The 13,398-nt window shown below is 29.1% G+C and carries 13 protein-coding genes; 2 read left to right on the forward strand and 11 right to left on the reverse strand.

Features of this window, described 5'->3' with window-relative positions:
- Positions 1-228 precede the first annotated feature (228 nt).
- The 7 genes from T483_RS30185 to T483_RS0117200 all read right to left on the reverse strand — a co-directional run bounded on the left by T483_RS30185 (position 229) and on the right by T483_RS0117200 (position 7,622).
- Positions 229-942 carry an HAD family hydrolase gene (locus T483_RS30185; RefSeq protein WP_026887954.1) on the reverse strand — a complete coding sequence of 238 codons (714 nt, stop codon included), beginning with the start codon at positions 940-942 and terminating at the stop codon, positions 229-231.
- A gap of 134 nt (positions 943-1,076) precedes the next feature.
- On the reverse strand, positions 1,077-2,201 hold the full coding sequence (locus tag T483_RS0117175) for a hypothetical protein (protein ID WP_026887955.1): 1,125 nt from the start codon (positions 2,199-2,201) through the stop codon (positions 1,077-1,079).
- Between the two features lie 31 nt (positions 2,202-2,232).
- Complete coding sequence (locus T483_RS30190; RefSeq protein ID WP_051560429.1) at positions 2,233-3,258, reverse strand: hypothetical protein; 1,026 nt, start codon at positions 3,256-3,258, stop codon at positions 2,233-2,235.
- 83 nt (positions 3,259-3,341) lie between these two features.
- Positions 3,342-5,006, reverse strand: coding sequence for a glycoside hydrolase family 13 protein (locus tag T483_RS0117185; RefSeq protein WP_026887956.1), 1,665 nt, complete (start codon positions 5,004-5,006; stop codon positions 3,342-3,344).
- A 26-nt stretch (positions 5,007-5,032) separates the two neighbouring features.
- The gene (locus T483_RS0117190) at positions 5,033-5,824 is read right to left on the reverse strand and encodes an ABC transporter permease (RefSeq protein WP_026887957.1); all 792 of its coding nucleotides are present in this window, start codon (positions 5,822-5,824) and stop codon (positions 5,033-5,035) included.
- 20 nt (positions 5,825-5,844) lie between these two features.
- Entirely contained in the window at positions 5,845-6,633 is a 789-nt protein-coding gene (locus T483_RS0117195) for an ABC transporter permease (protein ID WP_026887958.1), read from the reverse strand.
- Positions 6,630-7,622, reverse strand: a complete 993-nt coding sequence (locus T483_RS0117200) for an ABC transporter ATP-binding protein (protein WP_026887959.1) — start codon at positions 7,620-7,622, stop codon at positions 6,630-6,632. Before T483_RS0117200 ends, T483_RS0117195 begins: the two co-directional genes overlap by 4 nt.
- Before the next feature lie 1,199 nt (positions 7,623-8,821).
- On the opposite strand from T483_RS0117200, the gene T483_RS0117210 reads away from it, so the two are divergent.
- The gene (locus T483_RS0117210) at positions 8,822-9,562 is read left to right on the forward strand and encodes a type II toxin-antitoxin system PemK/MazF family toxin (protein ID WP_026887961.1); all 741 of its coding nucleotides are present in this window, start codon (positions 8,822-8,824) and stop codon (positions 9,560-9,562) included.
- A gap of 295 nt (positions 9,563-9,857) precedes the next feature.
- Here T483_RS0117210 and T483_RS0117215 read toward each other — a convergent pair whose 3' ends face one another.
- Together T483_RS0117215 and T483_RS0117220 are read right to left on the reverse strand one after the other, a co-directional pair.
- On the reverse strand, positions 9,858-10,106 hold the full coding sequence (locus tag T483_RS0117215) for a hypothetical protein (RefSeq protein ID WP_026887962.1): 249 nt from the start codon (positions 10,104-10,106) through the stop codon (positions 9,858-9,860).
- Between the two features lie 605 nt (positions 10,107-10,711).
- Positions 10,712-10,900, reverse strand: coding sequence for a hypothetical protein (locus T483_RS0117220; protein ID WP_026887963.1), 189 nt, complete (start codon positions 10,898-10,900; stop codon positions 10,712-10,714).
- A gap of 302 nt (positions 10,901-11,202) precedes the next feature.
- Here T483_RS0117220 and T483_RS0117230 point away from each other — a divergent pair, with 302 nt between their 5' ends.
- Complete coding sequence (locus T483_RS0117230) at positions 11,203-11,907, forward strand: hypothetical protein (protein WP_026887964.1); 705 nt, start codon at positions 11,203-11,205, stop codon at positions 11,905-11,907.
- 132 nt (positions 11,908-12,039) lie between these two features.
- Here T483_RS0117230 and T483_RS0117235 read toward each other — a convergent pair whose 3' ends face one another.
- A complete protein-coding gene (locus tag T483_RS0117235) occupies positions 12,040-13,083 on the reverse strand; it encodes a hypothetical protein (RefSeq protein WP_026887965.1) in 1,044 nt (347 codons plus the stop codon).
- On the reverse strand, positions 13,008-13,391 hold the full coding sequence (locus T483_RS0117240; protein WP_026887966.1) for a hypothetical protein: 384 nt from the start codon (positions 13,389-13,391) through the stop codon (positions 13,008-13,010). Before T483_RS0117240 ends, T483_RS0117235 begins: the two co-directional genes overlap by 76 nt.
- Between the last annotated feature and the right edge of the window lie 7 nt (positions 13,392-13,398).

The following is a 13,398-nucleotide window of genomic DNA, read 5'->3' on the forward strand; positions in this document are numbered from 1 at the left end:
TCTACCCCTTGATTTACTAAAGATTTTGACAATTCAACGACATGTCGATCTTGTCCAGTACGAACATAAGGAGTATAGTTTTCCGCCATAATTAAAATTTTCATATAGAACCTCCATTAATAATAATTGTATATTTTATATTTGATATTAATTAGCAAAGTTTCACACGAATATAATGAATATAATTAATTCTTACATACATACTTTGGCTTTTACTGAAATTTCATTTTATTTAAATATAATAAATTCAAGATCTACAAGGCTTTTAATTGATTCTAATTTAGAATCATCTTGGTTTTCATCTCCAAGGAAAACAGTTTTCATCCCAACAGATTGTCCACCTTTGATGTCACTAAACAAGTCATCTCCAACATGTAGAATGTTATTGCAAGGAATTCCTTTCAAATATAGCATGGCTTCTCTAAAAATATTTGGATGTGGCTTAGCGAGACCAAATTCATCTGAAAATACCATAGTAATAAAATATTTAGATAAATCGTAATAATCAAAAATCTGACGAATTACTCTCCCTGGTGTTACACCTGTATTACAAATTAATGCAATAGGCATATAGTTCGCAATTTTAGGAATTATCTCCTCTACTCCTGACATCAGCGTTGGAATAAAAGTCAAAGCAGCTTTTGTATAAGGTTCTAGAAGTTCCCTATGAAGTAATGAATCTTGTTTTATAGAAAGTTTCTGTAATATCAAAGTAAGTTGTTGTTCTGGAGTAACTTCTATCCATTCCTTTTCTCTAATGTATGAAGATTTCTTATTGACATCATCAATCGCTTTTTTTAGTTCTCTTTCCAGAACATTTATATTTTTTGATTTAAAAATGCTTAACATAGATTTAATTCTATATTTAAGACGTAGTTTCTCCATTTCTTCATCATTATTTAAAATTGTATGCCAGCAATCAAATGTAACCGCTTTAATCATAAAATTCCTCACTTCTTTTATTAAAAATGCTACAACCATTTATATTACTTATGTTACAGCATCCACATTTTCTATTTTGTAATTCTTCAATTATCTATATATTTAGATAATATATTTTCAAACTCGTTGTGATATTAAATTACCTTTTTACTAATATTTGAATAATACTTATCAAAAAGCTTTTTCTCTCCATTTGTTCTTTCTATAAATTCTAAAAGTTTATCTAGTGGCTTTCCTTTTCTGATTGAGTTTTTTGCTAAATTGTACCCTTCTCTTAAATCTTCAGCAATGTTTGATAAATACAATAGTGTTCCTGCATTTATGCATACTATATCTTCACGTGCACGCTCTCCACATCCACGTAGTACGTCCATTGCATATTTTATATTTTCTTCTTTAGATACACCTTGTGCAATATCTATTGGACTATATTGAGGAAGGTTAAAAAATTCTTTAGAGTTAATATGCTTTAGTTTTCTAATTCCTCCTTTACACATTTCTATGATTTTGGTATCCCCGTAAGCCCCCATTTCATCAATATAATGTAATTCATCGTGTGTACTAGTTACTACCATTGCATTATTTATTCCAAATTCTCGAATCACCTTAGTTGCTAATTCTATATCTGGATGTGCTAATCCATAAAGTAAATTATCAAATTTTATAGGACTAAGAATCGCTGCAAGAGCAAAACTTAAAGCATGAGGAACATAAAATCTTCCACCATACACTTTATCAAAATTAGGAATAGTATTTTCTATACTAAAAAATCCGATTCCTGTATCCAGTAAAACATTTATCATTTCTTCTTGACTTAAATCCAAATTAGCACCTACTTCTCTCATAAAATCAGCCGATCCAGTTATTGATGAAGTAGAGGAAGAACCTGGTTTTGCTGTATAAGCACCAACACTTGATGCAACTAAAAGACTACAAGTAGATATATTCATAGTTTTAATTCCTTTTTTTCCACTTCCTACTGCACCAACAAGAAGTTTATTTTTAGGAAGAGTAATCTTGACTGAATTTTCAGGTGAATATGAATCTAAACTTAATGTTGCTCTCAATAACGCAACAATTTCATTAACAGTTGGCCCTTTTAACATAATTCCCGTTAGTAATGCACCCAATAAAACATCCCGTGTTTGAGAATTTGCTTCTTCTAGAATATCTTTAAAAGCTTCCTGCAAAACTTCAACCTCAATTTTTTCTTTGATATTTAATCTAAATAATATTTCAGTAATTCTATTAGAAATCATTGATAAGCAACCTCCATTCGTTAATATTTAATTAATGTGGCCATTTTTCACAGATATCAATAACCATATCCGCATATTCAACTTTACGCTTTTTCCACATATCTCCTCCCATGCGATAAATTTCAGAAAGCTCCTCTAAATCTTTTGCAGTATAGTACGAAACAGAACACATCATCTGGTAAACAACTGAATCATCAGGATTTTCGCAAATTTCTTTTTCATTAATAATGAGCTTTCTGATATCATCTGGATTCATTTCAACAGTTATTCCTGATCCTAAAATACTCTTACTCATCTTTGGATGTCCATTAAAACCTTTAATAATTGGTGAATATAATCCACCTAAGTTCATAGGAATATTTAAACGTGATACAACCTTTTTAGCCAATAAAACATATAAATGTTCTTCAAGCCCTAACATAACCAATACATTTTTATAATCTTCTTTCATTCCTAAATGAATAAAATCTGCTACCATTAATAAAATCGATTGCTTTACAGGGAAATCCATTTCCGGATAATAACCCATTTTTTGATACAACTTAACCAAATCCTCTTCTGCATTATTAAAATCTTTATCCTTTAAGCAGTTAGATATTAAATATGCTGTTAAAACGATATCTTGACGTTGTTTTTGAGTTCGTAGAATGCCCCTATTCGCATCAAATCCAAGTTTTGTAATGAATTCTTGATACTGATGTGCTCTTTCCTCTAAAACTGAGAGTGACTGATTTCGAGCATTATAAGAGTCTAAATCTCCTAAAACAAACTGTACTGAAAGTCCTGCATTTTGTAAGAAAATAGCTCTCATAATTTGAGAAATTGTCCCCATATGAGGTGCACCACTCAATCCTATTCCTGTTGTTACTATAGACTTTTCATTTTCTAATAGACCCGAAGCAAAAATATTGCCTTCATGATGACATAACCATTTCTTGTTTAATGATTCATTATTTATTCCTGGAAAATCAAAATTTATTGGTTTAAAGTCTAAAGGATCATATTTATATTTCTCCACAACACTTTTATAATAAGTTTCATTAAATATTAAATTCATAATTTCCTCCATAAATTTATAATTTGATAAGTTTTCATACTATATTTGCATATTTTTATTAAAAATCATACAATCTTATATATCTATGTTAATAGATATACTCTTGATTCATACGGCTTTAATTGAATCTTTCTAATACACTCATCTTTATTACAATCATAATTACAGATTAATAATCGATAATTACTATATCTAATTCTTGAAGACAGTGTAAAAACTACATACTCACCTGAAAAATTCAAAATTACTAATAATGTTTGAGTTTGTAGAGTTCTTGTGTAGCAAAAAATCTTTTCATCATCTTCTAAAAAACAGTGATAATCTCCATTCACTACAATAGAAAATTCTTTTCGAATTTGAATCAATCTTTTATAATAATGAAAAATAGAATTAGAATTACTTAATTCATTTTTCACATTAACTTCTTTATAATTTGGGTTTATATTTATCCATGGTTTACCTATTGTAAAACCTGAATTTTTGCTATTGTCCCATTGCATAGGAGTTCTTGCATTATCACGACCTACTCTATATATTGACTCCAGAATATGTTCTGGTGGTTTATTTTCTTCGATAACTTTTTGATTATATAAGTTTAAAGATTCTACATCTCGATAATCATCAATGGAGTCAAATCTAACATTTGTCATCCCTATCTCTTCTCCTTGATATATAAATGGAGTTCCTTTTAACATATGTAACATTGTAGCTAGCAATTTTGCTGATTGTATCCTATATGTTGTATCATCGCCAAAACGTGATACAGCTCTAGGTTGATCATGACTATTTAAATAAAGACAATTCCATGAATACACTTCTAATCCAAGTTGCCATTTAGAAATAATACGCTTGAAATCAGATAACTTCCATGGAACAATGTCCCACTTTGTTTTTCCTGCATCAATAAACATTAAATCGAAATGAACAATCATATTCAATTCATTTCTAAATTTAATTGCATGTTCTATTGATCCTCCTGGTGTTTCTCCTATAACCATAAGATTGTGCTTAGAAAAGACTTCTTTATGCATTTCTTTTAAATATTTGTGAAGATTAGGACCATTTATATAATACTTCCCCCCCCATTGATATTTTGCTTTAGTTGATTTAAAAGCATCTGGTAATGGTTGCTTTTTTGAAATCCAATTAATTGCATCTAGCCGAAAACCATCTACACCTTTCTCTATCCACCAATTCATCATTTTATAGATTTCATAACGTAAAGTTTGATTATCCCAATTTAAGTCAGGTTGCTTTTTGGAGAAAAGATGTAAATAATACTCACCACTTTCATCGTATTCCCATGCTGATCCTCCCCATACCGAGACCCAATTATTGGGTTCTTGTTCTTTATTCCCTTGTCTCCAAAAATAATAGTCTCGATAGGGATTGCTTATAGAACTCCGAGACTCGATAAACCATTTATGCTCGCTAGAAGTGTGGTTTAATACTATATCCATGACAAGTTTTATACCATTACTATGTAAAGCATTCAAAAGTTCTTCAAATTCTGACATTGTTCCATATTCATTCATTATTTTCTTATAATCACTAATATCATAGCCATTATCTTCATTTGGAGACTCGTAAATAGGACATAACCATACTACATCAACACCAAGTTCCTTTAAATAATCTATTTTACTTATGATCCCTTTTAAATCTCCAATTCCATCTCCAGAGCTATCCATAAAACTCCGAGGATAAATTTGGTATACTACACTTTCTTTCCACCACATTGTATCCATTCTATATCAACCTCACAATTCATTCATTAAGTTCCTGTACCAACGTAATGTTTTATTCCTATCTTCCAAAAATAGTATGATGCGCCTATTGAAATTATAGCTACTATTGGTGTTAAAATTGCTAAATCTTTATAACCATCATGCGATATAAATAACGCTGCAGGATAAAAAGCTGTGAACGCATAAGGAATAATCCAAGTAATAATAAAACGAATTGTTTTATTATATATTGTTATAGGATAACGTGCAAAATCACTAATCCAAAAGGCAGCCAATGTTAAAGAAAAACTGTCAATTATCCAAAAAGAAAATGTTGAAAAAAACAGATTTACTGCTACAAAAATTAATCCGCTAGAAATAATCATTAAAATTAAAAGCAAAATATTTATAATAGACCATTGAATTGTTAAATGAGGCATTGCACTTAATAATATCGCTAGACCAATAATTAATTGACCAAATCCATCAATTTGTACTCTGTCGGCTATTAAATGAAACAGTGGATTAATTGGTCTAACTAGCAGACGATCGAAATTTCCAGTCCTAATGTATTGAGAACCAATCACCCATAAATTATCGAAAAAAATATGATGTATAGATCGTCCTGTACCTGCAATACCATAGATAAAAAGCATTTCATAAAAACTCCAATGTCTTATTTCAGTAATATAGTTAAAAATAATACTTAGAAATAAGATTGAAGTTGATTGATATAGTATTGTCGAAATTATTCCTATTATAAAATCTACTCGATATTCTAAAACAACCTTCATTTGTTGTTTAAAAAAATGCCCATACAATCTCATATACTTAAGCATCTAATTTCCCTCCCACTGTATTAACCTCCATAAACCGTTACTCTTCTTAATGCAAAAAACCAAATTAAACGAATACCTAAAAACATGAAAACTAACCAAATCATCTGCATAAATATTGAGTATGCTATTTCATTTCCTGCTATTTTGCCAGTATATATAGAAACAGGAATATAGATCATTGATTGAAATGGCAGTATACTACTCAAAGATCTTAACCAATTAGGGAAAAGAGAAATAGGCATCAAAGAGCCAGAAAAAAACATTAATACTGATAGAGACATTATTCTAAGTCCCCATACATTAATTGTCCAAAAAGCGCACACAGCAATAATTAAATCTATTTGAGTGCCTATTAAAACCCCTAAAAAAGTACTTACCATGAATGACAATGCTGATGTCCATGTATGTGGATAATCAATTCCTAAAAAAAAATATGAAATTAAGATAATTGGCAGAGTATTTTTGACGAACACAGATAACTTTTTTCCTAAATCTAGTGCTACTAACTTCGTTAGTAAATCATAAGGCTTAGTCAATTCACTTGCAATACTTCCATCACGAATCTTCGTTGCTAATTCTGTTCCAACTCCAGAAACATAATCTTGAAGTATCGCTGCAATAAGAATGTATGTAATCATAGACTTAAATGAGTAAACAGACACACTAACTCTATTTTCATAAACTACCAACCAAAAATAATAACTAATTAAAACTTTGATAATAGTGGATAATATCTCCGACCAATAACGAATAGAATATGCAGTATCTAGTATTATTGCTGATTGCATCAGCTTTAAATATTTAATCACTTATAACCACCTTCATAAATTTTTTGAACAATTGTCTCAATATTTAAATCAACAATTGCTATATCTTTAATTGGATATTTCTTTGTCATTATAGAAATAACATCTGGAGTAGCTATAATATCATTTTCAAACGATAAACTAACTTTATTTAACTCAGCACTACAATCTACTGAAACATAATTTAACAATTCCTTAGGAAGAGAAAATACATTACTATCTTGTAATTTAAAATGAATCGTTCTTTTTCCCCCAAATCTTTGTTTAATTAATTCCAAATCTCCATCATATATAATTTCTCCTCTATCAATAATGATGATACGATTGCAAATCTCTTCAATATCTTGCATATCATGGGTTGTAAGCATTATGGTTGTTTTCTTAATTCTATTTATGTCTTTAATAAATTGCCTAATCTTTTTTTTAACAAACACATCTAATCCAATTGTTGGCTCATCTAAATAAACAATTGTTGGATCATGTAAAAAACTAGCAGCCAATTCAACTAACATTCTTTCTCCTAACGAAAGTTGCCGTACTGCTCTTCCCAGTAATCGTTTAATGCCGATCGTTTCAATCATGTAATTTAAATTTTCATTATACACATGATGTGGGATTTCATAGATATGCTTCAATAAATCGAAAGACTCTAGAACTGGAATATCCCAAAATAGTTGAGATCTTTGTCCAAACACAACACCAATGTTTTTAGCATTTTGCTTTCTATTTTTATATGGAACAATTCCATTAACAAGTATTTCCCCATTACTAGGAGTAAGTATACCACTCAACATTTTAATAGTAGTTGACTTACCCGCGCCATTTCCTCCTATATATCCGACCATTTCACCTTTTTTAATATTAAAATTAATGTTATTGACAACTTTTTTTATAGTATAATCCCGCACAAACAAACCTTTAACAGCACCCATTAGTCCAGGAGAATATTTCGCTATTTTATATTCTTTTTCAACATTTTTTACTTGTATCATGTATTTTCTCCTCAAAATCAAATTATTTATAAATTTTTATTGTTTTTTCCACACAATATATTCCTAAATAGTATTTTATTATATAATACACCAAATATTTCATAATTTAAATAGGTATACCTTGCTAAAGCGTACTTTATTTTCCAACATAATTCAGCATTTTTCCTCATCTGTCATAGTTACACTTACAGGTAACAGGATATATCCACTTTCTAATAGTGTAATCTTAATGGTTTTCCAGCGTTACTTGATAAAACTAATATCAAATAATCTAGCACCAAATACTTAATCGTTTACGTTTTTCCTATTTAGTGAAATAATAGAATTCTCGGCATCATCAATTTACTTTGAACTTCCACTTTTACGGCGTTACTATTACTTCTGCTAAATTCAGTTGTAAATCACTATATAAGCTGCACTTAGAAATTTAATTCATAGTTATAAACGCATCTAGTTTCTTACTCGAAGGAGATCGAGTAAGAAACTAGTATTAAATACTTAATCGTTTACGTTTTGCTAAATAAAGGAAACTATAATTTAATTATAGCATACAAATATATTTTTTTTTCAATTTTAATTTTATTATTTCTTCACTATAATATACCCAGCAAATTCACTTACTTTTAGATTAGCTTGCCTAGAGTTATTTCCATTCTTTATATACTGTTCTCTTTGCTATTTCAACTAGGTGTGCCTAAACCCATGTATAGTAATATTTGCCTTATATATCTCTGTTTTTTTATATAACTTATTCTGGTATCTTCACAGAAGTTAACATAATTCCAGAAGTAGTAGTTAGAACAGAGCTAAGTAATCGTGTTAATTTACTTCTGTTATGAATACAAATTCACATTAGAAAAAAGGAATCAATTCACAGGCTACTCTTATATATTACCATATTATTAAAAAATAGGGAAGAGCCTAGACTTTAATTTTTCTCTTATTAGGGTACTTTGAGACATTCCAGTGATTTCACCAACCTCATTATATGATTTATCCCCACCATTAATAGATAATAAACTAAGAGCGTGATCTAATTGATTCTTATTATAACTTTTTGGTCTACCTTCTTTAAATTCCTCTTTACTCTTTGCAGTTGCTTTACCTTTTTAATATTTATGTAATCAATAGAATTTTCTGTTAGAATAGAATTATGTAAATTTATATATTTTTTTATAATCAAAGGAGGAATATTGCAAATGAATATAAATTTTACTCTTATTAAAAATTTTAAAAAGCAGGCCACATCAAAACGTACACCTACCAATACTAATGATGACTTATTAAAAGAAATCTTATCATCTTTACACAATAGTTTCGATTATATTAATACTCAATTTAATATACATGAAAGTTGCTTATGGGTTGAATCAAAAGCAAACTTACTCTCTAATAAAGGACAAGTTAATACAACTAAATATAATGCAAGAGAAATACTTTTAGTAGACTTGGGAGCTGATACATATGGGCATGAATTCTCATATGAACATCCTTGTATAGTTATAAAAAACGAATATAAAAGAGTTTTTGTTGTTCCATGTACATCTCAACCAGCAAGGAGAAATAGTAGTGGACAAGTATATCCCGATTTCTTAGAAGGATATGCTACTGACGGTTTTGCAAAAACCACAACTATACTACTAAAAGAAGCGAAATATATTGATAAAACTAGAATAAAAAGATCTTTAGGTAAGGTCAAACAGCCTTTATATGATACAATTTATAATAAAGTATTTGAATCTTTATTTGAAAGTAAATCATTCAGAATAAAAAAACTAGAACAAACAAAATCAGATAAAATTGAAGAAATAAAAAAAATATCAGAAGAAAAAGAACATTTACAAGAGCAATTGAATATAATAACAGAACAATATAACAAGTTAAAATGTGAATATGATAATTATATAGCAAATGACTCAGATAATGCTGTTAACCAATAGTTTCATCTTTCTTGACTTTTATTTTTTTTTGTGTTATAATGACAATGAAATTAGAAATATTAATTATTATTTTTAATAATTTTTTAATACACGAGGGCGGTTATGCCGAATGATACGTTATATTTAACGTAATGCACAGATGAGAGAAAACATGTTTATGCAAATAAACATGTTTTTTTATACTTAAGTCAATTTTCCCATTATTCCATTGTGTTGCTTGTAGTAAAAACTATCCTCCCCATTTGAACCTTTAATTTTTGTATTCAACCAGAATTGATTAAATCCATCACCTTTTTTAATGCTCTAGTGAAAAAGGTACAAAACATTTATCAGCCGAACTCCAACAATATTCTTTTTCTAAAAGTTTTCTTAATTTACTATCACTTTTAAACCCTATATCTTTTGCTACATATTTAAAACTTTCTCTTTTATTTAATCTTTGTGTTACAATTTCATTCAGATTAAACCAGTGCTTCTTAGATTCACTATAATAATATCTTTTTTGTATCTTCCTCTTTGACTCACTATAATAATACTCCTCCACTAATTCAATTAAATCATACTTTAATTCCTTTGCTATATCTTTTATATTTTCATTATTATTTAATCTTTTAACAATTTCTTCTTTTAATTATAAAAGTTCTCTTGTAAGAAATGTTGATTTTATTCAGTTTTCCCACTTGATCACAAATGGAAAACTTAAAATATATAACTAGACCTATAAAAAAACTAAAAAACTTAGGTGTAATTTACATAAGGTCTATGTAAGTTTTAGCAATCAATGACCATTAAATATATTATTTTAACTATAACTTAGGTATTGTTTATGTAATACTTATGCATATTCTACAATTAAAGTAAATGTATATCAAATCTTATATTGGATATAATATTAAAATACTCAATAAAGATTACAGTTTTACTAGAACTGTGACCTTCATTGAGTATTTTGAGAATGGTATACTATATATCTTTAGGTTCTTGCTTTGATGATTCTTTTCCGGCTCATCAAAGTGTTTTCCTTTAGTATCTAATTTATGTAAATCAATTTTGGGGATATAATATGTTAGGTAGAAGATTTTGGCTAAAAATTTGATACATTTTAAGGTTGAAGTAAAAAATAGTAGGTGCAACTACTATTTTTTTATTTTAACCAAAAGCCATAATTAAAAATACTAAGGCTGTTATTATGCTTGCAGATCCTAAAATATATCCTGCGATTATGGTCTTTGAAAAAATCTTTAACGATTCTTTGCTTAAAACTGAGTTATCTGATTTTGCTTCTACACGTGTTGTTATAATAATAAATATTCCAATAAGTATGAGATCATATTCCATTCAACAATCCCCCATTTTTTCTGTATCTACTTAATTTTTTTTATCTTTATTGTGGTACTCTTTTTAAGTTTTCGTATTAGTTTTTTTAACTTTCTTTGCTCTTTAACAAATTGTATTTTTGATGTTATAAAACTCCATATCTTCAATATTATCAACTCCCATAAAAAAATCCCCATCAACTGGTATAACTATATTATAATGGATATATATTGAAATCATTTATACAATTTCAATACGAACAGACTTTAGATGCAGTAAATATTATTAATCTAAAATAACAACTTGATGAAAGGAAGATTCTTATGCCATTTAATTTTACCAGTTATAAACATTATTCGGTTAACTATTCAAATTTATTTGATGAACTTAATTCAAAAAAATTCCTGAACAATAGTACTATTCAAAGTAAATATCTAGAATCATGGATTAATACATTAAAAAATTCTGATAAGATTATCACTGAACAATTGAGAACTCCAGACTCCATTAAAAATTTAATTTTACTTTTAAGTTCAGAACCAGAAATATTTCAATTACCAATAACCTATGGTGACAATGAATTATTTATCCATTTTAGAGCATCTATCGCTAACGAAATTATTCCAAATGGTACGAAAGGTCAACATATTCCCCTTGGTGAGTTCACAAAAAATAATAGTAGTATTCATTGGACACCATTTGATGAAAATGTCGATTCATATTCAAATGCCAAAGAACCTATTATTAGGGTTCCATTTTTTAATGGACAACACAACTCACTAGTTATTGATGGAAATCATAGAGTTACATACAATGTAAAAAATAATATTGATACTATTTCTGAAATAATTATTTCAGAGCAATCTGTTATAGATTTTTCTTTGTTTTCAAGTGGCTTTGATAAGATGTTGTATATTATGCATAATGAATTAAATCATATGGCTAATGCAACGCATCGTGAAAATGCTGATGCTATGGATTTGATTAAAAAATCATATCTTGTAGATGAGAAATTTAAGTTTATATAAGGAACATAGTATTAAAAATAACCTATTACTAAGAAATAAATTTATTATTTATGAGTGGTAACTCTAATAGAATAGAGTCTATATTACATCACTAAAATAAAGGAACACTTAAAGCGTTCCTTTATTATGTTATTATTCTCCTGCAGTGTTATTGGTTATATCGTCAATATTTTTATTACTACCTATTTCATTATTTGCACCATTTATTACACCACGCATATTGCCACTATTGCCAGTAGGTCCAAGTACAGGTATTTGCCACGACCCCTCTAATGGCGATAAAGTCCACGTAACAGTATTGAAAGTCCCTTCTCTAACTTCATCAGGTTGTCTCCATGTAGGTGTTTCTTTTACTTTAGCATAGCCATTAACTACATTCGATTCATTTCCTTTATCAAATGTAACTAAATCTACGCCTGCAGTATCACTTAGTTTATATCTTTGTATGACTGCTGCTCCGATATCCCCATCACCTTTTGTTCCACTAGCACCATTTGACGGATATGCTTCTGATCCAAGTACAAGATCATCTCTGTAGTCCCAATGCCTTACTTTTGCAAGTTTGAATTTAATATCTCTGCAGTACTCTCCATCATAGGTTGAATCCATAATTTGGTACCCATATTCTGAATCTTTTGCATAGTATACATCCTCTTCATTATCACCATGTTCTTCATCCCAGGTTTTATAGACATCATCACCCTCGCTAGAGTTTGTAGAACCATTAAAATTATAATTATTCGAATGAAAAGGCATATCAGAAATTTCTCTTGACGAATATGTTGTTTTGTCTTTTCCGTCATGCTCTTCTCTTTCCATAACCCTATTAGGGACTTTTCCATACATCTCTTTTAAATCTCCATTTTTTCTGTTAAATCCACTAATGTAGTTTCCAGTTTCATAACTACTAGCATATGTGTCAAAAGTGTATCTTCCTGCTACATCCGTTTTACCTGTAGGGTATGTTGCATCAGTTATTTTTTCTTTGGCCGTACATGTATTACCGATAACGTCTATCTTTACTTGGAGTGTTCGAGAACTTTTCTCCATATTAAATGCTGCTACTGCTGCAAAATCGCCAGCGTATGGATCTGCTCCTGTTACTTGCCATCCATCATCATCAAGTATCTTTTTCCAAAGATTATCCGTTTGTTTAATAGGTGTTTCAAAATCCATTTCATAAATTCCATATTAGTTCCTTGTGTAGAATAACTGCTATTAGCACTATTAAGTATGCTTGCTGCTTGTTTTTGAATGTCTGACATTCTATCTAGGGCTGAATTGATTTCAGCATCAGATTTATCGCCATACTTACTAAGAAAATAATTTAATTGGGTAGTGTTTGTCCCAAAGTTGGTTTGCATTTTTTGAGATGTTGCATCACTTTTATATGTTATCTTTGCATAGTCTGTAACTGCCTTTCCATTAGTAGCATTAACATAATTGCTACTAAGAGCATCTCCTGATGAAGTAGTTACGTTCAAATGTTTA

The organism is Clostridium beijerinckii HUN142 (assembly GCF_000621745.1).
GTDB classification, from domain to species: domain Bacteria; phylum Bacillota; class Clostridia; order Clostridiales; family Clostridiaceae; genus Clostridium; species Clostridium beijerinckii_A.